Source organism: Streptomyces sp. NPDC031497, from assembly GCF_055580905.1.
The window spans coordinates 245,331-266,097 of the sequence record NZ_JBVIKO010000001.1 but is presented as its reverse complement, the minus strand read 5'-3'; the positions used below and the strand labels follow the sequence as shown (position 1 = coordinate 266,097).

18 protein-coding genes are annotated in these 20,767 nt (G+C 73.4%); 7 read left to right on the top strand and 11 right to left on the bottom strand.

Annotation, left to right across the window (positions count from 1 at the left end):
* Positions 1 to 29: 29 nt before the first annotated feature.
* From eccCa to ACZ5K7_RS01285, 3 genes are all read right to left on the bottom strand, one after another.
* Complete coding sequence (gene eccCa / locus ACZ5K7_RS01295) at positions 30 to 4,004, bottom strand: type VII secretion protein EccCa (RefSeq protein WP_468909113.1); 3,975 nt, start codon at positions 4,002 to 4,004, stop codon at positions 30 to 32.
* Positions 4,005 to 4,149: 145 nt separating this feature from the next.
* A complete protein-coding gene (locus tag ACZ5K7_RS01290) occupies positions 4,150 to 4,929 on the bottom strand; it encodes a response regulator transcription factor (protein WP_468909110.1) in 780 nt (259 codons plus the stop codon).
* 751 nt (positions 4,930 to 5,680) lie between these two features.
* On the bottom strand, positions 5,681 to 7,024 hold the full coding sequence (locus ACZ5K7_RS01285) for a hypothetical protein (protein ID WP_468909107.1): 1,344 nt from the start codon (positions 7,022 to 7,024) through the stop codon (positions 5,681 to 5,683).
* Positions 7,025 to 7,137: 113 nt separating this feature from the next.
* Between ACZ5K7_RS01285 and ACZ5K7_RS01280 the strand changes: the two genes are divergently transcribed.
* Together ACZ5K7_RS01280 and ACZ5K7_RS01275 are read left to right on the top strand one after the other, a co-directional pair.
* Positions 7,138 to 8,376: a molybdopterin-dependent oxidoreductase gene (locus ACZ5K7_RS01280; protein WP_468909105.1), complete on the top strand. Its 1,239-nt coding sequence runs from the start codon at positions 7,138 to 7,140 to the stop codon at positions 8,374 to 8,376.
* Positions 8,376 to 8,900: a hypothetical protein gene (locus tag ACZ5K7_RS01275; protein ID WP_468909103.1), complete on the top strand. Its 525-nt coding sequence runs from the start codon at positions 8,376 to 8,378 to the stop codon at positions 8,898 to 8,900. The genes ACZ5K7_RS01280 and ACZ5K7_RS01275 overlap by 1 nt, the downstream gene beginning before the upstream one ends.
* On the opposite strand, the gene ACZ5K7_RS01270 is transcribed toward ACZ5K7_RS01275, so the two are convergent.
* The 3 genes from ACZ5K7_RS01270 to ACZ5K7_RS01260 form a co-directional block, all read right to left on the bottom strand.
* Positions 8,789 to 9,499 carry a class I SAM-dependent methyltransferase gene (locus tag ACZ5K7_RS01270; RefSeq protein ID WP_468909101.1) on the bottom strand — a complete coding sequence of 237 codons (711 nt, stop codon included), beginning with the start codon at positions 9,497 to 9,499 and terminating at the stop codon, positions 8,789 to 8,791. The two genes, ACZ5K7_RS01275 and ACZ5K7_RS01270, sit on opposite strands and share 112 nt — an antisense overlap.
* Entirely contained in the window at positions 9,496 to 10,122 is a 627-nt protein-coding gene (locus tag ACZ5K7_RS01265; protein ID WP_468909098.1) for a TIGR04282 family arsenosugar biosynthesis glycosyltransferase, read from the bottom strand. Before ACZ5K7_RS01265 ends, ACZ5K7_RS01270 begins: the two co-directional genes overlap by 4 nt.
* 177 nt (positions 10,123 to 10,299) lie before the next feature.
* Positions 10,300 to 11,013 carry a glycosyltransferase family 2 protein gene (locus ACZ5K7_RS01260; RefSeq protein WP_468909096.1) on the bottom strand — a complete coding sequence of 238 codons (714 nt, stop codon included), beginning with the start codon at positions 11,011 to 11,013 and terminating at the stop codon, positions 10,300 to 10,302.
* A gap of 161 nt (positions 11,014 to 11,174) precedes the next feature.
* On the opposite strand from ACZ5K7_RS01260, the gene ACZ5K7_RS01255 reads away from it, so the two are divergent.
* The gene (locus ACZ5K7_RS01255; protein WP_468909094.1) at positions 11,175 to 11,915 is read left to right on the top strand and encodes a response regulator transcription factor; all 741 of its coding nucleotides are present in this window, start codon (positions 11,175 to 11,177) and stop codon (positions 11,913 to 11,915) included.
* A gap of 1 nt (position 11,916) precedes the next feature.
* Positions 11,917 to 13,029 (top strand): sensor histidine kinase, encoded by a 1,113-nt coding sequence (locus ACZ5K7_RS01250; protein ID WP_351697634.1) that lies wholly within the window; start codon positions 11,917 to 11,919, stop codon positions 13,027 to 13,029.
* A 31-nt stretch (positions 13,030 to 13,060) separates the two neighbouring features.
* Here ACZ5K7_RS01250 and ACZ5K7_RS01245 read toward each other — a convergent pair whose 3' ends face one another.
* The 3 genes from ACZ5K7_RS01245 to ACZ5K7_RS01235 form a co-directional block, all read right to left on the bottom strand.
* Complete coding sequence (locus ACZ5K7_RS01245; protein WP_468909091.1) at positions 13,061 to 14,050, bottom strand: NAD-dependent epimerase/dehydratase family protein; 990 nt, start codon at positions 14,048 to 14,050, stop codon at positions 13,061 to 13,063.
* 177 nt (positions 14,051 to 14,227) lie between these two features.
* Positions 14,228 to 14,659, bottom strand: a complete 432-nt coding sequence (locus tag ACZ5K7_RS01240; protein WP_468909089.1) for a response regulator — start codon at positions 14,657 to 14,659, stop codon at positions 14,228 to 14,230.
* Between the two features lie 3 nt (positions 14,660 to 14,662).
* On the bottom strand, positions 14,663 to 14,983 hold the full coding sequence (locus ACZ5K7_RS01235) for a hypothetical protein (RefSeq protein WP_351697642.1): 321 nt from the start codon (positions 14,981 to 14,983) through the stop codon (positions 14,663 to 14,665).
* Between the two features lie 168 nt (positions 14,984 to 15,151).
* Between ACZ5K7_RS01235 and ACZ5K7_RS01230 the strand changes: the two genes are divergently transcribed.
* Positions 15,152 to 16,747, top strand: a complete 1,596-nt coding sequence (locus ACZ5K7_RS01230) for a sensor histidine kinase (protein ID WP_468909085.1) — start codon at positions 15,152 to 15,154, stop codon at positions 16,745 to 16,747.
* On the top strand, positions 16,744 to 17,955 hold the full coding sequence (locus tag ACZ5K7_RS01225) for a PP2C family protein-serine/threonine phosphatase (RefSeq protein ID WP_468909082.1): 1,212 nt from the start codon (positions 16,744 to 16,746) through the stop codon (positions 17,953 to 17,955). Before ACZ5K7_RS01230 ends, ACZ5K7_RS01225 begins: the two co-directional genes overlap by 4 nt.
* Here the strand turns inward: ACZ5K7_RS01225 and ACZ5K7_RS01220 are convergent.
* Together ACZ5K7_RS01220 and ACZ5K7_RS01215 are read right to left on the bottom strand one after the other, a co-directional pair.
* Entirely contained in the window at positions 17,943 to 18,794 is an 852-nt protein-coding gene (locus tag ACZ5K7_RS01220) for a YihY/virulence factor BrkB family protein (protein ID WP_351697651.1), read from the bottom strand. The two genes, ACZ5K7_RS01225 and ACZ5K7_RS01220, sit on opposite strands and share 13 nt — an antisense overlap.
* Positions 18,795 to 18,807: 13 nt before the next feature.
* On the bottom strand, positions 18,808 to 19,674 hold the full coding sequence (locus tag ACZ5K7_RS01215) for an ANTAR domain-containing protein (protein ID WP_468909080.1): 867 nt from the start codon (positions 19,672 to 19,674) through the stop codon (positions 18,808 to 18,810).
* A gap of 288 nt (positions 19,675 to 19,962) precedes the next feature.
* On the opposite strand from ACZ5K7_RS01215, the gene ACZ5K7_RS01210 reads away from it, so the two are divergent.
* On the top strand, positions 19,963 to 20,745 hold the full coding sequence (locus ACZ5K7_RS01210; RefSeq protein WP_468909078.1) for a DUF899 family protein: 783 nt from the start codon (positions 19,963 to 19,965) through the stop codon (positions 20,743 to 20,745).
* Positions 20,746 to 20,767: the final 22 nt, after the last annotated feature.

The following is a 20,767-nucleotide window of genomic DNA, read 5'->3' as shown; positions in this document are numbered from 1 at the left end:
CGGCGGGGCGGGGCGGTCGCATCGGGGGATCACGCCGGGGGGACCAGGCCGGTGTGGACCAGGCCGACCGAGCGCCGGGTGACCAGCTGGGCCCGGCCGGGCGGCAGGGTGCGGGGCTTGGCCTCGCCGAGGAACTTGCCCTCTTCTTTGGGGTAGGAGAACAGCAGCGCCGGGTTGCCCAGCTCCCACATGCGGCGCAGCAGCGGGTCCATCATGGCCCGGCCGGCCCCCGACGCACTGCGGGCGACCACCAGGTGCAGACCGATGTGCAGGCCCTGCGCCAGCAGTGGCACCAGCGGTGCCGTCGGCGAGGGGGCACCGGGCAGGCCGCCGAACAGGTCGTAGTCGTCCATCACCACGAACAGCCGCGGCCCGTGCCACCAGTCCCGGCGGGCCAGCTGCTCGGGGCTGATGTCCGCGCCCGGCAGTCGCTGACCGACCGACACGGCCGCGGACTTGGCCAGTTCGCCGAGCCCGTCGGAGTCGACGGCGTAGCCGACCCGGTAGGCCTCGGGGATGTCCCGCAGCAGCCCGCGGCCGGGGTCCGCGGTCAGGATGCGGGCCTCGTCGGGGGAGTAGCGGGTGGTGACGGCCCGGATGGCGAGGCGCAGGAGGTTCGTCTTGCCCGTCTCGTTGTCGCCCAGCACCATCAGGTGCGGCGAGGCCCCGAAGTCGTGCCAGGCGGGTTCCAGCCGCAGTTCGTCCACGCCGAGGCACATGCGCAGTTCGGCGGCGTCCGCCGGCGGGTTCGGCAGCCGGCCGACCGGCAGCCGGGTGGGCAGCAGCCGCACCTCCGGGGCCCGGCGGCCGGTCCAGAACGTGTCGATCTCGGCGACCGCGGACTTGGTCGCCGCCGTCAGGTCGTCGACGCTCGTCATGCCGTCGATCCGGGGCAGCGCCGACAGGAAGTGGTGCCCTGAGGAGACCAGGCCCCGGCCCGGCCGGTGCGGCACCGTGGCGGCGATCCGGCTGCCCACCTCGGACTCCATCGAGTCGCCCAGCCGCAGCTCCAGCTTGGTGCCCAGCAGGTCCCGCAGCCGGGGCCGGATCTCCGACCAGCGCACCGCGGAGGCGACCACGTGCACGCCGAAGGACAGGCCGCGCGCGGCCAGGTCGATGACGACCGGCTCCAGGTCCTCGTACTCCGAGCGCAGCGTCGCCCAGCCGTCGACCACCAGGAACACATCCCCGTACGGGTCCTCGGCCTGGCCGGCGGCGCGCCGTGCCCGGTAGGCGGCCATCGACTCCACGCCCTGGGCGGCGAACTCCTGCTCGCGGCGCTCCAGGAGCTGGGTCAGTTCGGCCACCGTGCGGTGCACGCGGTCGCGGTCGACCCGGCCGGCGACCGAGCCGACGTGCGGCAGGCCGCCGGTGGAGACCAGGCCGCCGCCGAAGTCCAGGCAGTAGAACTGCACCTGCTCCGGGGTGTGGGTGAGCGCCAGGGACAGCATCAGGGTGCGCAGCAGCGTCGACTTGCCGGTCTGCGGAGCGCCCACCAGACCGACATGGCCGTCGGGCCCGGAGAGGTCCGCCACGAGCAGTTCCCTGGCCTGTTCGTACGGGCGGTCCACCATGCCCAGCGGCACCCGGGTCAGCGGGGGAGCGTCATGGCCGGCGGCGGTCATGCCGCGTACCGGGTCGGGGACGATGCCCGGCAGCAGGTCGTCCAGGCCGGCCGGGTCGGTCAGCGGCGGCAGCCACACCTGCCGGGCCGGCGGGCCGCTGTCCTCCAGCCGGCGCACCAGCAGGTCGAGCAGACTCTCCTCGTCCGGGTCGTGCTCCGCCCGGTCCTCGTCGGCGGACGCCGGCGCCGGCGCCGCGGCCGGCTCCGGTGGCCGGACCGGGCCGAGCCGGCCGAGACCGAACAGCGCGACCTCGGCCGCCGGCCCGGCCGCCCGCACCGCCGTCTCGCCCGGGGCGGCGGGGGCCGGTGCGGGACCGGAGACGTAGGCGGCCTTGAAACGGGCCAGATTGGAGATGTCGACCTTCAGATAGCCGTTGCCGGGCGCGGACGGCAGCTCGTACGCCGAGGTCACCCCGATGACGGCGCGGGACTCCATGGCGGAGAACGTGCGCAGCGCGAGCCGGTACGACAGATGGCCCTCGACCTTGTGGATACGGCTCTCGTCCAGCCGCTGCGAGGCCAGCAGCAGATGCACCCCGAGGCTGCGCCCCAGCCGCCCGATGGACACGAAGAGGTCGACGAACTCAGGCTTGCTGGCCAGGAGTTCGGAGAACTCGTCGACGATGATGACGAGGGACGGCAGCGGGGTGAGCCCGGCGGTGCCGGACAGTCTGGCCTTCTCGTACTCGAAGAGCGAGGAGTGGCCGGCGGCACGCAGCAGTTCCTGGCGGCGGACCATCTCCCCGTTGATCGAGTCCCGCATCCGGTCGACCAGGTGGACCTCGTCGGCCAGGTTGGTGATCACGGCCGAGGTGTGCGGCAGCCGCTCCATGTTCAGGAAGGTGGCACCGCCCTTGAAGTCCACCAGGACCAGGTTGAGCACCTCCGAGGAGTGCGTGGCGGCCAGGCCCATGACCAGCGTGCGCAGCAGCTCGCTCTTTCCGGAGCCGGTCGCGCCGATCAGCAGCCCGTGCGGGCCCATACCGCCCTGCGCGGACTCCTTCAGGTCGAGCTCGACCACTTCGCCGTCCTCGGTGACACCGAGCGGCACCTTCAGCCGGGCCGCCTGCAGCTGACGCGGCCGCCACAGCCCGGCCACGTCGAAGGTGTGCGGGTCGCGCACGCCCAGCAGCGTGGTCAGTTCGAAGTCCGAGTCCAGCGACCGGTCCACCAGGTCGATGACCCCGCCGGTCCGCAGCGGCGCCAGCCGGCGGGCCAGCACCTCGGCGGCCGGCCCGCTCAGCGCGTCGGCCGTCACCCGGGCGGTGTCGTTGCCCGCCGGGTACTCGGCCCGGCCGTCGCGCACGGTCAGCCGCAGCACCTTGGCACCGCCGGGCATGGCGCCGGTCGCGTCCAGCAGGACCACGTTGCGGACACCCGTGGTCAGCAGCCGGGACGCCTCGGGGATACCGATGTCCTGGGCGATGACCACCACGAACGGCTCGGCGGTGCTGGGCGGCGCGTCCGGGTCGTGGTCGGGGCGGTCGCGGACCTCGGCGCCGAGCAGGTCCATCAGCCCGTCGTGGTCGTCGGCGGCCAGCCGCAGCGGGCCGGCCGCGTCGGACTCCTCCGGGTGGGCGTTGTGCGGCAGCCACTTCAGCCACTCCCACTCCGCGGCGGCCAGCTCCCCGCCCAGCAGGGCGATCCGCAGGTCGTCGGGCGAGTGCAGCACGGCCAGCTGACCCACCATGGCCCGCATCAGGGCCAGTGCCTCGACGCCGGAACCGGCGAACTCCACGCTGGTGAAGGCGCGCAGCGCCACGGGCACCGGCAGGTGCGGAACCCGCTGGTGGGCCCGGGTGAAGCGACGCAGCGACACGGCCGACAGCGGCTCCAGGTCCTCCACCGGCCGGGTCTGCGGCGGCAGGAACTCCAGCGCCGCCCGCCGGGTGCCGGTGCCGATCCGCACCCGGGCGAAGTCGTCGTGGCCCGGGCGGCGTTCCCACAGCCGGTCGCCGGGCGCCCAGGTCCACAGCCGGTCGGGCGGCGGGTTGTCCCACAGCAGGGCGGCGCGCTGCTCGGCCGCGGCCTGCCGGGCCTGGGCGCGCTTCTGTCCCAGATAGCGCAGGTAGTCGCGGCGTTCCGCGCGCATCCTGCGCCGCCGGTCGCTGCCGGCCCGGCCCAGCTGGGTCAGCGTCATGCTGGCCATCGACCCGCCCATCAGCCCTGACATCAGGTACGTGGTGGGGCCCGGCCGGCCCTGCGAGAACATCAGCATCATGGCGCCCGTGCCCAGGCCCATCGGCAGGTACATCAAGGCGGAGCCGAGGTCGGCCTGCGGGGGTTCGCCGAGCGCGGGCGGCTCGGCCAGCTCCACCTGGCCCTCCGGCATCGAGGGGCCCTCGGCGCGCGGTCCCCGTCGCACCGAGTCGGTGCTCAACGGCCCGGTCCCTTCGGCGCGTTCGGGCGGCGGCGCGGATCGCGTGCGGCGCGGCGGTCACCTGCGGGCCCGGGCGACGGGCGCCACCGCGCGGTACGACGGTCGGCGCCGTGCCCGGGCAGCGAGCGGGGCCGGCGGGCGTCCGTCATATCTGGCCGCTCCGGATCGCGTAGGCCACCGCGTGGGCGCGATTGCGCAGCCGGTGCCGCTTGATCATTCCGTAGAGCACGTTCTTGATGGTCCGTTCCGAGTAGCCGAGCTTGTCTCCGATGTGCTGTAACTCGTCTCCCTCGGCGACCAGTTGCAGCACCTCCGCCTCGCGCAGGGTGAGTCCGCCGGGGGTGAGGCCGTGGGGTGCGAGCACCTCCTGGTGGGTCCTCGTCATCTGGTCCATCAGCTGGCCCTGCAGTACCGCCGGCAGATCGCCGTGACCGGCCCGCACCTCCTGCAGTGCCTCGCCGAACCGCTCCCAGGTGAACGCCGGGCGGAACAACACCGCGCGCACGCCCGCGTCCAGCGCGACGTACGGGTCGACCGACCACTCGCCGTCGGCGATCACGACGAGTCTGGCGGCGCCCTCGACCTCCTGCCGCAGCTGTGTGAGCGCGCGGGCGTCCGGGTTCTGCAGGGTCGCGACGACGATGTCGGCGGGTGTGCCCCAGCCGGTCAGCGCCAGGCCGGGCTGCCGCCGGACGTAACTCACCAGCGCGGACCGGGTGATCGGGTCGGCCGCGTGGACCGCCAGCCGGACCGTGTCGCCGGCGTCCGCGGCCCGGTCCGGGGACCGGCCGCGGCGCTGGTCGTCCCCGAGGGCGCCGGGGGCCGGGTGTGGTCGTGCGGAGAGGGGGGTGAGCGCGGTCGGCTCCGTCGTGCGGGGCTCGGCCGGCGCTGCGGGTGCGGCACTGTGCGAGGTGGCGCCTGCCATCGGTCTCTCCTCTCCGGTGTCCAGCGGCGTCAGCCGTTGAATTGCGGAATGTTTTCGATCGCTCGATTCTTCTCGATGGCATCCCGGACTTGTCAAGTCTCTCCGATGTGAGAAATCCTTGCGTGCGCAATAATCTGGTCAAGGTGGCTCATAAGTCACCGAGTCGCGAGAATTAACCGGTTCATGGGGTGTTCCGGTGGAACCGGGTGGTCGGGACATGCGTCCCTGGTGGGTCGATCACTCACGGGAAGTACCAGGTGGCGGCGGTGACTTGACAGGCGCGGCAGATTGACTGAAGATTCATTCACGGTCCACGGTGGAGGGGTATGCCGTTCCGTGGGGACTTCCCTGTATTCGGCGAGGGAGTCTTCAGAATGCAGTCGAAGGGTCGACGATCTGCCCCGGTGCATTAATGCCCCGCACTCCGGAAATCGCGGGAGTGGAATTCCGTGGCACTTTGTCCGCCGAGTCCTCTCCCGGCCGCCCTGCTCGCATACCGTGACCATGATGACCGGTGTCACGGCCGGCGGTCGATGTGCCGGACCACAGACTTGCCCCGCCCAGACAGTGGGTGCCCACTGTGAGCGGAAGGGCGCGCGTCCGTAAGCCGCCCTCCAGGTCCGTCCGCCAGGCCTCGCGCACTCGTATCGCCGCGGCGGGCCACAGCGCCGCTCCGCACCCGCACCGCTCTCCCGCCCGGCCGCTCTCCCGCTCTATCGCCCGGCCGCTCTCCCGCTCTCGTGCTGAGGTGTCACCAGCCGGTGAACAGCAGATGGTTCAGCAGCAGCGCGAGCAGTGCCTGTGCCGTCAGCCAGGCGCGCGGCCGGGGCAGGAACGCGCAGGCCGGGAGCAGCCACATCGCGAACGGCAGCCAGATGCGCTCCGTCTCCGCCTTGCTCATCCCCGACACGTCGGCGATCAGCAGCGCGAGCAGCGCGACCGCCACCAGGATGGCGAGGCGGACCGGTGCGGAGCCCGCCGTACGGCGGTGGACGAGCGTGGCGCCCGCCCGCCGCAGCCCCGCCGCCGTCGCCAGGCCGGTGATGATCACCGTGCAGGCCAGGTTGGCCCACACCCAGTAGCCGTACGGGCGGGTGCCGCCGACACCCTGGTAGTAGCGGGTGACCAGCAGCCGGTACCCCTCCCACCAGTCGAACCCGGCGAGCGTGAACACGACCGGGACGACCGCCGCCCCCGCCATCAGCAGGGCGAGGACCACCGGCCGCGCCCGGACCCGGCGCCGGCCGAGCACCAGCACCGCCGCCCCGACGAGTGCGAAGAGCGTCAGGCCGTACGACAGGTAGCAGGTCAGGCCGTACAGCAGTCCCGCGCCCGCCGCCCACGCCACGGACCGTCCGGTCACCGCCAGCGCCAGCAGCGCCACCGCCCAGGCGGCGACCGCCGCGAAGTACCCGTCGGCCGAGGCGCCCACCCACACCGCGGCCGGGGCCATGACCAGGAAGGGCGCGGCCCGCCGGGCGAGCCGCTCGTCCGCCAGCGCCCGCACCGCGACCAGCACGGCGACACAGGCCGTGGACCCGACGGTGACGCACCAGGCGCCCGCCCAGCCGCCGCCGTGCAGCCCGGCCCGGTCAAGGAGGACGAAGGTGAGGGTGGCGGCCGGGGGGTGACCGGCGATGTGGGCGGGCCAGGGGGACGGGGTGCCGCTCACGATGTGGTGGGTGAAGTCGCGCAGGGTCGCCGGGATGTCGTGGAAGCGGCCGATGACCGTGAGGTACTCGTTCGGGCTGGTGAGCCGGCCGGCCACACCCCGCTGCCAGCCGTCGACCAGCGCCAGCGACCAGATCCAGGCCAGACAGGCGCCCCAGGCCGCGGCGAGCAGCCCGCGCCAGGACAGCCGTACGGCGAGGTTCGGCCCGTACGCCACCACGGCGGCCGCCACCAGTACGGCGGCCGGGGTGCCCGGGCCCACGTGCGGGTCCCAGTCGGCGAACAGCGGCGGCCAGTGCACGAACAGGACGCGGTAGGTGTCCTGGAGGTGCCGGCCGACCAGGACGGCGACGAGCACCAGCAGGGCGGCGGCGAGGACGGCGTACAGATCGGCGGGGCGATCACGGCGGGGAGCGCGGGTCACACCGGAACGCTAGGTCGGCGACCGGGCGAAAGAGTGGATCAGGCGGCTGACGTCAGACTTTCGTCATGGGTCGCGCACCCGGTCCCGGGGTTTTCCCGGCCTACGGTCGGACCATGCGACACGACGACCCACGGCTTCCCACCTCACCCGGCTTCTGGCGCAGCCCGCTGCGCGGCACCTGGTTCACCTCGGTGCTCGGCCTCGTGCTGCTCGTCGGCATCACCGTGCTGTTCGTGACCGGACTGGTGTCGTACGCCGCCTACAACCCGAACCTGGCCCCGGTGAACGACCAGACCCCGGACAAGGGCATCCTCGGCTTCTACCTGTTCTCGTGGCCGACGAACCCGTCCTGGCTCTACCGGCTCACCCAGGGCCTGCACGTCACCCTCGGCGTCACCCTGATCCCGGTGCTGCTCGCCAAGCTGTGGTCGGTGGTGCCGAAGCTGTTCACGCTGCCCCCGGCCCGCTCGCTCGCCCACGCGCTGGAGCGGATCTCGCTGCTGTTGCTGGTCGGCGGCGGCCTCTTCGAGTTCACGACCGGTGTCCTCAACGTCCAGCTCGACTACGTCTTCCCCGGCTCCTTCTACCCCCTGCACTTCTACGGCGCCTGGGTGTTCTTCGCCGCGTTCGTCGCGCATGCCGCGCTGAAGACGCCGACGGCGCTCCGGGCCGTTCGCCAACGGCGCCGGGACGAGGCCGAGTTGGCCACACCACGGCCGGACGCGCCCACCGTCTCCCGGCGTGGCGCGCTGTGGTTCGTCGGCGGCGCGTCCCTGCTGCTGCTCGTCACCACCGCGGGGCAGAGCATCGGGGGCGCGCTGCGGCGCACCGCCCTGCTCGCGCCGCACGGCGGAGCCGACCCCGGCAGCGGGCCGAACGGCTTCCAGATCAACAAGACGGCCGCCTACGCCGGGATCGACGCCGGGGCGACCGGCGGCGAGGCCTGGCGGCTGGTCGTCACCGGACGCGACGGCCGGACGGTCCGCCTCAGCCGCGCCGAACTGCTCCGACTGCCCCTGCACAGCGCCGCGCTGCCCATCGCCTGCGTCGAGGGGTGGTCGACCGCCGACCAGTGGTGGCGCGGGGTGCGGCTGCGCGACCTCGCGGCACTCGTCGGCCACGACGGCGACCCGCCGGACGTGTTCGTCGAGTCGCTCCAGCTGCACGGCGCCTTCCGCCGCGCGGCCCTGCGCGCCAACCAGGTCGCCGACCCGCGCTCCCTGCTCGCGCTCCAGGTGAACGGCGAGGACCTGTCCCCCGACCACGGCTACCCGGCGCGCGTGATCGTGCCCGCCGCGCCCGGTGTGCTCAACACCAAGTGGGTGGCCCGGATGACCTTCGGAGACCTGTGATGCGCTCGCCCCTGCCCGTCGGCGCCCTGCTGCGACGCCTGCGTCTCCCGCTCGGCAACCCCCTCCACATCCTGCTGCTGGCCTGCTCGTTCGCGCTCGCCGCCTATGCCGGCGTACGGCTGCTGTCGGGCGACTGGCTCGGGGTGACGCTGTGGGTGGTGGGGGCGGCCCTGCTGCACGACCTCGTCCTGCTGCCGCTGTACTCGCTGGCCGACCGGGCGGCGGTACGCGGGCTGGGCGCCGCCGGGCGCCGGGCGGGGGCGCCGCTCGCGCCCCTGGGGCCGCGGGGGAGGGCGATGTACGTCCGCGTCCCGGCCGCGCTCTCCGCGCTGCTCCTGCTGGTGTGGTTCCCGCTGATCAGCGGGATGGTGGCCGGGCACTACCGGACGGCCACCGGCCTGTCCTCGGACGGCTACCTGGCCCGCTGGCTGCTGATCACCGCCGTGCTCTTCGGCGGCTCGGCGCTGCTGCTGGTGTGCCGGCTGCGCAGGGCGACGAAGCGCCGCCCCCCGGCCGCCCACTGACCGGCCCGCTCCCAGCCCCACGCGTACCCCAGCAGGGCCGCGGTGCCGAGCCGCGCCCAGAGGAAGGGGGCGCCGACCGCCTCATGGGCGTCGGTGAGGTGGACATGGGCGCGTTCGTCGACGTCCACCGGAGCGGTCTCTGCGATCAACAGGCCGCCGGGAGTGAGGAGTTCGGCCACCCGGTCCAGCAGGTCGCGCGGGTCGCCGCCGATCCCGACGTTGCCGTCCATCAGCAGGACGGTGCCCCAGCGGCCCTCGCCGGGCAGCGGCTCGAAGACCGAGCGGCGCAGCGCCTGGCCGCCGAGGCGCACGGTGTGGTCGACGGCGGCCACGCTGACGTCGATTCCGAGGACGGTACGGCCCTGGGCGGCGAGTTCGGCGACGAGCCGCCCGGGGCCGCAGCCGACGTCGAGGACGGCGCCCTCGCAGCGGTCCAGGACCTCCCGGTCGACCGGGTCGGCCCGTGCGCACCAGCGCTCGACCTCCAGCGGCAGCAGCCACCCGTCGGTGCGGCGCAGGAACAGCGGGCCCCGGCCGGTGCGCAGGGCGGCGGCGTAGGGGTCGGCGCCGGTCCAGGCGAGCGGCGGTGAGGTGGTCATCGGCGGCCCGTCCCGCTGTGCGCCGTGCACCGGGCCAGGCAGGCGGCGAAGCGGCCGTGCGGGACGAGGGCGGCGACGGCGACGGCGTCCGCGGCGGTGTCCACGTCCCGCAGCCGCGGCAGGTCCGCGACCCGCAGCCCGGCGGCGACGAGCCGCCGTCGCTGGACCGCGCCGGTCTCCGGCGCGGACATCGGCACCCCGCGCAGCAGCGCGGGGTCCGGGTCCGCCAGCCCCAGCGCCCAGAACCCCCCGTCCTCGGCGGGACCGAAGTACGCGTCGCGGTCCGCGAAGTCCACGGTGAGCAGGGCCGGGGTGACCTGCGGGGTGTCCATGCCGATGAGGAGGGCCGGGCCGGTGCAGCCGGCGAAGGCGTGCGCGAGCCGCTCGTCCAGCCCGCCCGCGCACTGCGGTACGACATCGAAGCCGGGCGGCAGCCAGGGGCCGGGGTTTCCGTCGAGCACCAGGACGCGGCGGGTGGCCGGGGCCTCGGCCACGGCGCGCAGGGTGTCGGCGAGGGACGCCTCGGCGAGCGCGGCGGCCTGCTCGGGCGAGAACGGCGGGGTGAGCCGCGTCTTGACCCTGCCGGGGCGGGGTTCTTTCGCGATCACGAGAAGGGTGGTCATGTGGGGGTTCCTTGGCTGGTGCGGGTGGGTGGGGGCGGGGGTGTCACTTACCGGCGCCGGCAGGGTGCCGCTGCGCCCACCCTTGAGGCACGGGGGGAGGCACGACTGCCCGCGGCTGAGTAGCCCCGTAAGTGGCGCGGGGCTGTATCGATGTGCGGCTCCGCCGCGTGGGCGCGCTCAGCCCCCACCGGCCCGCACCCGCGGCGGCTCGCGCAGCACCCGGCTCATGTCCCGCACCGCCTGCGCCGTGCCGCGCCAGGTTCCGGTGACTTTCGAGACCCCGGTACGCGGCCGGTACGGCACCTCGCGTTCGGTGATCCGCCAGCCTGCGTCCGCCGCCCGCACCACCATCTGGAGCGGATAGCCGCTGCGCCGGTCGTCGAGGGACAGCGCGAGCAGTGGCTCACGGCGCGCCGCCCGCAGCGGACCGAGGTCGTGCAGCCGCAGCCCGGTACGCCGCCGCAGCATCCGCGTCAGCGCCAGGTTCCCGGCCCGGGCATGCGCCGGCCACGCACCCCGGCCCTGCGGCCGCCGTCGGCCGAGCACCAGGTCCGCCTCGCCGTCGTGGACTTCCCGCACGAACGGCACGAGGAGCCCCGGATCGAGCGAGGCGTCGCAGTCGCAGAAGCAGACGATGCCGGCGGTCGCGGCGGTCAGCCCCGCATGGCACGCCGCGCCGAAGCCGCGCCGCGCCTCGTGGACGACGGTCGCGCCGAGCGCCCGGGCGATGTCGGCCGAGCCGTCCGTGGAGCCGTTGTCCACCACGAGGGCCTGCCAGCCCGCCGGGATCCGGCCGAGCACCCAGGGCAGGGCCTCGGCCTCGTTCAGACAGGGGAGGACGACGTCCACGTCCGTCGTCGGGGAGGTTGGTGAGGTGGTCACGGTTGTCACCCTACGAACGTGAACCGGACATACCGGGCGTCGGCTCCTTACGAAACGCGGACGTCGGAACCGGCGGCCCACCTCCCCGGTTTCTTACGAAACACGGACGTCGCACCCCGTGCCCACCCTCGGGCGCGACACCCGCGACGGCCCGGTGCGAGGGTGGGGGCATGCAGCAGCCGTACGAGCTCACCGAGGACCGGGCCGCCCCCGCCGCCACCCGGGTCCTGGTCGTCGACGACGATCCGACCGTCGCCGAGGTCGTCACCGGGTATCTCGACCGCGCCGGTTACCTGGTCGACCACGCCGGCGACGGCCCCACCGCACTGACCCGCGCCACCGCCCACTGGCCGGACCTGGTGGTGCTCGACCTGATGCTGCCCGGCATGGACGGCCTGGAGGTCTGCCGGCGGCTGCGCGGCCACGCCCCCGTCCCGGTCATCATGCTCACCGCGCGCGGCGACGAGGACGACCGGATCCTGGGCCTGGAGGTCGGCGCCGACGACTACGTCACCAAGCCCTTCAGCCCCCGCGAACTGGTCCTGCGGGTGGAGTCGGTGCTGCGCCGCGCCCGCCCCGCACCCGCCGCGCACTCCTTCTCCACCGCCGGAGTCACCCTCGATCCGAACGCCCGCCGCGCCACCAAGAACGGCACCGAACTCGCCCTCACCCTGCGCGAGTTCGACCTCCTCGCCTTCTTCCTGCGGCACCCCGGGCGGGCGTTCGGCAGGGAGGACCTGATGCGCGAGGTGTGGGGCTGGGACTTCGGTGACCTGTCCACGGTGACCGTGCATGTCCGCCGGCTGCGCGCCAAGGTCGAGGACGACCCGGCCCGGCCGCGGCTGATCCAGACGGTGTGGGGCGTCGGCTATCGCTTCGACCCCGACGCCGACGAGCCGGAGGTGGACTGACATGCGCGACACCCTGCTGATCGCCCTCTACGCCCTGGCCGGCGCCGCCCTCACCGGGCTCGTCGGAGCGGCCGCGCTGCGCCTGCTCCGGCGCCGCTCGCTCACCCTGTCCATCGCCGTGGTCGCCGCCGTCGGCGTGGTCGCGATGCTCGCCGGCACCCTGGCCGTCGCCTGGGCGATGTTCCTCTCCTCGCACGACCTGTCGGTGGTGACGACGGTGGTCGCGATGGCGGCGGCGGTCTCGCTCGCCAGCGCGCTGATACTGGGCCGCTGGGTCGGCGCCCGCAGTCATGAACTCGCCCTCGCCGCCCGCTCGTTCGGCGAGGAGGGCGACTTCGCCGCGCCCGCGGTCCCGGCCACCGCCGAACTGGCCGAGGTGAGCCGCGAGTTGGCCGCCACCAGCGCGAAGCTCGCCGAATCCAGGCAACGGGAACGCGCGTTGGAGACCTCGCGCCGGGAACTGGTCGCCTGGATCTCGCACGACCTGCGCACCCCGCTGGCCGGTCTGCGCGCCATGTCGGAGGCGCTGGAGGACGGCGTCGCCAGCGACCCGGACCGCTATCTGAAGCAGATCCGCACCGAGGTCGAACGCCTCAACGACATGGTCGGCGACCTCTTCGAGCTGTCCCGCATCCACGCCGGGACGCTCGCGCTGAGCCCGAGCCGGATGTCGCTGTACGACCTCGTCGGCGACGCCCTCGCGGGTGCCGACCCGCTGGCGCGCGAGCTGGGCGTGCGGCTGGTCGGCGACCGGGTGGAGCCGGTGCCGGTCGAGGTGGACGGCAAGGAGATGAGCCGGGTGCTGGGCAACCTGCTGGTGAACGCCATCCGCCGGACGCCGCCCGACGGCACGGTCGCGGTCGCCGCCGAGCGCGGTCCCGAGGGTGTCGTCCTGTCCGTCACGGACGGCTGCGGCGGCATCCCCGAGGAGGACCTGCCGCGCGTCTTCGACACCGGCTGGCGCGGCAGCCACGCCCGCACGCCTCCGGCCGGAGCGGGACTCGGCCTCGCCATCGTGCGCGGGATCGTGGAGGCCCACCAGGGGCGGGCCACCGTGCACAACATCCCGGGCGGCTGCCGCTTCGAGGTGGTGCTGCCCACCGCCGCTTCCTGATGGCGGGCAGCACCACCGGTCCGTCCGGGGTCTATGCGCCCCGCGCGAACTCCCGCATCCCCTCCGCGAACCCGACCTCGGCCTTCCAGCCCAGGTCGGCCCGCAGCCGCGAGGAGTCGGCGGTGACGTGCCGTACGTCCCCGAGCCGGAACTCCCCGGTGACCACCGGCATCGGCCCGCCGTGCGCCTGGGCCAGCGCGCGGGCCATCTCGCCGACGGTGTGCGGCTCGCCGCTGCCGGTGTTGTAGACGGTCAGTGCCCCCGGCTCCGGCCGTGCCTCCAGGGCGACCACGTCGGCGGCGGCCACGTCCCGGACGTGCACGAAGTCCCGGCGCTGCCGCCCGTCCTCGAACACCCGGGGTGCCTCACCGCGGGCGAGCGCCGAACGGAAGAAGGAGGCCACGCCCGCGTAGGGGGTGTCACGGGGCATCCGGGGCCCGTACACGTTGTGGTAGCGCAACGACACCGCCGACCCGCCCGTCGACCGGGCCCAGGCGGCGGCCAGGTGCTCCTGGGCCAGCTTGGTGGTGGCGTACACGTTGCGCGGATCGGCCGGCGCGTCCTCGGCGACCAGTCCCGGTGCCAGATCGGCGCCGCAGACCGGGCAGTGCGGCTCGAACCGCCCGGCCTCCAGATCGGCGACCGCGCGCGGCCCCGGCCGTACGACACCGTGGCGCGGACACTCGTACCGGCCCTCCCCGTACACGACCATCGACCCGGCCAGCACGAGGTGCCGTACCCCCGCCTCGGCCATCGCGGCGAGCAGCACGGCCGTACCGAGATCATTGCGGGAGACGTACTCCGCCGCGTCCCCGAACCCCACCCCCAGCCCGACCATCGCGGCCTGATGGCAGACCGCGTCCATGCCCGCCAGTGCCCGCCCGACCGCCGCCGGATTGCGTACGTCGGCGCCCGGATCGTCGCGCACGTCGAACACGACCGCCTCGTGCCCGCGCGCCGCCAGCGCCTCGACGACATGGGACCCGATGAACCCGGCACCGCCGGTGACCAGTACACGCATACGGCCACGCTAGGCCCGCGCCGGCACCGGACCGCGCGACCGCGCCCGCACGTCACGACTCCGTAAGGGGTGGCACCGAGGCCGGCGGTCGCACGCCTCCTCCGCGCGCAGTCGACGAGATGACGCGTTCGCCGTCCTGGGAGGCGTGGAAGCCGGCGCGGACGAGGCCGGGCGCCCCTACGCCTTGGGGGGCTTGACGGCGATGTCCAGGTAGAAGGCGTCGATGCTGCGCACCGCCGTCTCGAACTCTGCCAGGTTGACGGGCTTGGTGACGTAGGCGTTGGCGTGGTGGTGGTACGCGCCGGTCACGTCGTCGGGAGCGACGGACGTGGTCAGTACGACGACCGGGATGGTCCGCAGCTCCGCGTCCTCCTTCACCACGGCGAGGAACTCGCGCCCGTTCATCCGGGGCATGTTGAGGTCGAGCACGATGAGGTCGGGACGCTCGTTGTCCGGGTCGCGCAGGTAGTCCAGGGCCTCGATGCCGTCGGAGACCTGGGTGAGATTGCGCGTACCGCGTTCGGCGAGGGCGTCCTGGATGAGCATCGCGTCGGCGACGTCGTCCTCGACCAGCAGCACGTCGTACGGGTGGATTGTGGCGGCAGCCATGATTCAGGAGCTCCGGGGTGTGGGGCGGCGGGTCGAGTGGTCGGTGTTGTTCGTGATCAGCCCGGGCCAGCGGCGCCGGGCCCCTTGGCGGCTCATACTCACGGCCCGGCCGATCTCCGGGTAGCCGGCGCCGCTCTCGGCGGCGGCATGGGCGGCCTGGTCCTCCAGGTGTCTGAGGGTCTGCTTGACGCCGGCGAGTACCCGCAGTCGCAGCAGAGCATGCCGGCGGGCCTCGCCCGCCGTGTCGACGGGGTCCGCCGGGCGGCGGGCGGTGTCCTGCGTGAGCAGCCGGGTGAGTTCGTCCACCACCTGGGTCACCAGCACGTCCGTATCCCCACTCGTGGGACCGGAAGGAGGGGGAGTGGGCACGGCACCACCCTAGGGCGTTGATCCAGGAAGGGACAACATGCGTTGTCGGGCGCCGAAGTACAGTGTGCTTGCCGCGCGCCGAGGTGCGGCCCGGACAACCGGCCGAGGGAGCAGTCCACCGCGATGACAAGCAAGCCGTCAGGCGCCGTGGGCGCGTTCGCGGGCTGGACGACCAGGCGCTGGCTGCGGGCGGGCGTCGCCGGCACCCTGGTCGTCCTGATGGTGCTGGGCTCGCTGGGCGGCTGGGCCATATGGCGGACCTCACAGATCACGGCCGCCCTGGTGGACCGGCGGTCCCCCGCCCTGATCGAGTCGATGCGGTTCGAGGAGGCGCTGGTCAACCAGGAGACCGGCATCCGCGGCTACGGCCTGTCCGGCCGGCGGGACTTCCTGCAGCCCTACGCGCAGGGCGTGGCCGGTGAGCAGGCGGCGCTCAAGCGGCTGCGGCCGCTGCTCAGCGACGACGGCCGGGCCCGTGCCGACCTGGCCGACGTGGAGAAACTCGCCGGGACCTGGCAGGAGCGCATCGCGCGGCCCGTCGCCGCGGCCTCCCCCGAGGAGGCCGCGAAGATCACCACGGCACGCGCCGACGAGGGCAAGACCGCGTTCGACTCCCTGCGGCGCGCGATGACACGTCAGCAGGCCCACCTGGAGCAGGAGCGGACGGCGGCCACCCGTCAGCTGCGGCAGGCGGTGTCCCTGCGGAACTGGATGTTCGCCGTCATCGCGGTCGTCATCGTGCTGGTGGCCGGACTCGTCTTCGAGGGGCTGCGGCGCGGCGTCACCGGCCCCCTCAGCAGGCTCGGCTCGGCCGCCCGTGACGTGACGCAGGGCCGTTTCGACCGTTCCATCGACGGCACCGGCCCCGCGGACCTGCGGCGGCTCGCCTCCGACGTGGAGTCGATGCGTCTGCGCCTGGTGGCGGAGCTGCGGTTCAGCGAGGAGGCCCGCGGACTGCTGGACGAGCAGGCGGAGGACCTGAAGCGGTCGAACACGGAACTGGAACAGTTCGCCTACGTCGCCTCGCACGACCTCCAGGAACCGCTGCGCAAGGTCTCCAGCTTCACCCAGCTCCTGCAACGGCGTTACGGGGGGCAGCTGGACGAGAAGGCCGACCAGTACATCGCCTTCGCCGTCGACGGCGCCAACCGCATGCAGAACCTCATCAACGACCTGCTCGCCTTCTCCCGGGTCGGCCGCGTCCACAACGAGCAACGGACCGTGGACCTGGAGGAGGTGCTGAGCACGACCGTGGACGACCTCAGTGTGCGCGTCGAGGAGACCGGCACCGAGATCACCCACGACCCGCTGCCCACGGTGCTCGGCGACGCGACCCAGCTGGGCATGCTGCTGCAGAACCTGCTGTCCAACGCGATCAAGTTCCGCCATCCCGACCGGCCGCCGCGGATCCACATGGGTGTTACGTCGGCCGAGGGGACCTGGGAGTTCGAGGTCCGCGACAACGGCATCGGGATCGAGCCGGAGTACCAGGAGAAGGTCTTCGTCATCTTCCAGCGGCTGCACACCAGGGAGGCCTATCCGGGCACCGGGATCGGCCTGGCGATGTGCAAGAAGGTCGTGGAGTTCCACGGCGGCACCATCTCGATCGACCCCGACAACCGGCCGGGCACCCGCGTCGTCTTCACCCTTCCCGCCCTACCCGCCCCTATCGCCCCCACGGCCGCGACGGCCGTCCCGGACAGAGAGACACAGTCGTGACCGGTCCCTCCGCAGGCCGCGGCGAGCAGCACGCCGAGCAGTACGACGTCCTGTTGGTGGAGGACGACGACGGAGACGCCCTCCTGGTCGAGGAACTGCTCCACGACACCGATCTGCCGCACACCCTGACGCGGTGCCACACCGCCGCCGAAGCCCACCGGGCACTCGCGGCCGGTCCCGTCGACTGCGTCCTGCTCGATCTGCACCTGCCCGACGCCTCCGGGGTGGGGATGATCCAGACCATCCAGGCCGGCACCCACGCCGCGATCATCGTCCTGACCGGCCTGGACGAACCCCGCGCCGGAGTCGACTCCCTCGCCGCCGGCGCCCAGGACTATCTCGTCAAGGGCAAGGTCGAACCCGACCTGATGCAGCGCGCCGTCCGCTACGCCGTCCAGCGCAAGCAGGCCGAACTCGCCAACGCCGCCCTCCAGCTCGGGCGGCTGCGCGCCGAGGAGAACGCCCGCCTGGAACGTGGGCTGCTGCCCGAACCACTGCTGTCCTCGACCGCAGTCACCGCCTCCAGCCGCTACTACCCCGGACGGGCCCAGGCCCTGCTGGGCGGTGACTTCCTCGACGTCGTCCAGACCGACGACGGGCAGGTCCACGCGATCATCGGAGACGTCAGCGGCCACGGCCCGGACGCCGCCGCGCTCGGGGTCTGCCTGCGCATCGCCTGGCGCGCGCTCACCCTCGGCGGCCACCGCGCCGAGCACCTGCTGCACCTGCTGGAACAGATACACATCGCCGAACGCGCGGGCAGCGACCTGTTCACCACCTGCTCCCTCATCACCCTGGACCCGCGGGCCGCCACCCTCACCCTGCACCTGGCCGGCCATCACGAACCCCTGGTCGTCACCCCCGACGGCGCCCGGCAGGTCGACGCCGCCCACGGCATCGCGCTGGGCATCGCACCCGGACTGGGCGACTGGCCCGCCACCACCCTGGCGCTGCCCGCCGACGGAGCGCTCATCGCCTACACCGACGGACTCATCGAGGGCTTCGCGGACGGTTCCGGCAACCGGCTCGGAGTGGACGGCCTGCTGCGCCTCATCGACACGCTGCACACGCCCGATCCCGGCACCCACCTGGACCGGCTCATCGCCCGCACCCGCGCCCTCAACGCGGACCGCCACACCGACGACCTCGCCGTTCTGCGCCTGGACTGGAGCACGGGCGCGTCGGGCGGCCCGGCTCACGTCTCCTGAGAAGTCTTCGCCAGTTCCGCGTTGAACTGGGCACCGGTCAGCAGCGCCAGGTTGGACAGCCACAGCCAGACCAGGAAGATCACGACGCCGCCCAGCGAACCGTACAGCCGGTGGTAGCTGCCGACATGGGAGGTGTAGACGGTACAGCCGAGCGAGACGGCCAGCAGGAGGACCACCGCCAGCACACCGCCCGGTGCCATCTTCCCGACGGGACGGGAGGACTCGGGGCCCGAGTGGTACAGGACGAGCACCGTGACGACGGCGACCGCGACCACCAGCGGCCACCGGAGCGCGTGCCAGGCGGCCTGCGGTCCGCTACCGAGATTCAGTGCCCGGCCCAGGAAGTCGGCCAGGCTGCCGGTGAGGAACAACGCCAGCACGGAGGTGAGGAGCAGCAGGATCAGGACCAGGGCCGTGGTGATGATGCGGGGCGCGGTCCGCCAGAGCGGCCGGTGCGAGCTGGTCCGGTGCATGGCGTGCAACGCCCGGCGGAAGACGCTCAGGTAGCTGGATCCCGACCACAGCGCTGCCGCCCCGCCCAGGAAGATCAGCGTCCAAGCCGCCGACGGCTGTCCGGCCATCTGCCGCAGGGTGCCGCGCAGCAGGGCACGCGAGGCGAGCGGGGCGGCCTGCGTGATGCGGTCGATGACCTCCGGCTTGGCGGTGGGGATGGTCAGCCCCAGGACCGAGAGGACGACCAGCAGTACCGGGAACAGGGCCAGGACCGCGTAGTAGGTCAGCGCGGCGGCCCAGTCTGTGACGTCGTCGTTCCAGACGGCCACCGGGGTCCGGCGCAGCGCCCCCCACCACCGAGCCGTACGACCGCCCGCATCATCCATGGGACGGATGCTCTCACTCCTCGGTGCCCGGGAGGGGCAGCGGCCGGGCTCGGGGCCGGCGGGTGGCCCGGACATGGAGATGGTTCAGGGCGTCGACCACCACGGTGTTGTGGTGCCAGAGCAGCCAGCGGCCCACCTCGCCGCCGACTCGCTCCAGTGCGGCCAGCTGGGCCGGCGCCAGCTCGTGCAGCGGGTGTTCGTGGTGGGTGGAGATCATGCCGACCACGGCCCCTCTGGGGCTGACCAGGGGGACGCTGTGGCAGGCGCGGCTGCCGGCCCGCAGGATCACCTGCCGGGAGCGCTCGTCGAAGGTGTCGCAGGAGTTGACGTCCTTCACGGTGACCTGCCGTGCCTCCTCGGCGGCCTGCGCGCACGAGGTGGTTCCGCTGTCGACGAAGGTGAAGTAGTCGGTGAACTGCCGGTTCAGCCCGGTGTGCCGCACCATGCGCAGCAGCCGGTTCTCCACCAGCTGCACGTTGCCCATCCGGGTCCCCGTGATGCGCAGGGTGCGGTGCAGCGCGGCGTCGAGGACCTCCCCCTGGCCCTGCGGAGTTCCGTTCAGGTCCAGGGCGGCCAGCGGGGGCGGGCCCCCGTGCGGACGGCCCGCGACCCATCGCGGGGCCGTCGCCGCGGGGACCGGAAGCCGGACGACGGCAGCGGCGAGGGTGTGCAGTTTGAGGTTGAACCGCTGGGACGTGTCGCGCAGCAGCTCGAACGACTCCTCGCGCGAGGAGAGCCGGTAGTACGTCAGCAACAGCGCTTCGGCGCGGGCCACACCGGCACGCGCCAGCCGCCTGTTGCGCTCTTCCAGGGCCCGCTGTTCCTCGGCTTCGGCCTCGTCGGCCGGCGGCACGGCAGGGGTGTGGGAATACTCGGCCATAGGCAGACCTCCTCGTCCGGCAATGGGATCGTGACGCCTTCCGGCCGCCCGCGCCGGAACACCGTCCAGGATGTCCACGGCCCGAAGCGCGCCGCTCGGCGCTCCCCGTACGCATGCCCCGAACGCGCGCCGACAGACCACCCGCTCCCACCACCCCGTCCACGGTGTGCCGGAGTGTTTCGCGGCGATGAGTTCCGGCCGGCGCGGGAGTCTGTTCCGGTGACCGTCCCAGGAGGTCGGTCACACGTCGTACGACGCTGCCCGGCACCGGACACCACGGAGGACACCATGACGCCCACGCCCGACGAACCGACCGCCGCGCTGCCCGGCCGCCCGCCCGTGGTCGACCTGGCCGCCTGGCAGGCCGCCAGGGACGAGCTGCTGGTCCGGGAGAAGGCCCACACCCGCGAGGGCGACGCGATCGCCGCGGCCCGCCGCCGGCTGCCGATGGTGGAGTTCGACGGCACGGTCGAGGTCGTCGGAGCCGACGGCCCGGTCCCGTTCCTGGACCTGTTCCAGGGCCGCGACGAGCTCGTGGTCTACAAGCACATGTGGCACGACGGCGCGCCGCACCAGGGGCAGTGCGAGGGCTGCACCACCACGGCCTGGCACCTCCAGGACGCCTCCTACCTCAACGCCCGCGGTGTGTCGTACGCCGTCCTGACCACCGGCCGGTGGGACGAGGTGGCCCCCTACGTCGAGTTCATGGGCTACACCCAGCCCTGGTACTCGGTGCGCGACGTGGAAGGACCGGCCGGCGGGCCCATGGGTCACCTCACCGGCTACCTGCGCGACGGCGACCGCGTCTTCCTCACCTACTCCACCACGGGCCGCGGCAACGAGCGGGTCAACGGCTCCCTCGGCCTGCTCGACATGACGCCCTACGGCCGCGGCGAGGCATGGGAGGACAACCCCGAGGGCTGGCCGAAGGGGGACAGCGCCTGCTGGTCCTGGCGTTCGGACGCGGACGGGAACGCCACCTGGGGCCCGACCAGCCGCCCCGTGCCGCAGTGGACCCGCCCCGGCGCGACCCCGGTGGAGACCCTCGGCCGGCACGGCCACCACCACTGACACCGGCCGGGCCCACGTCACA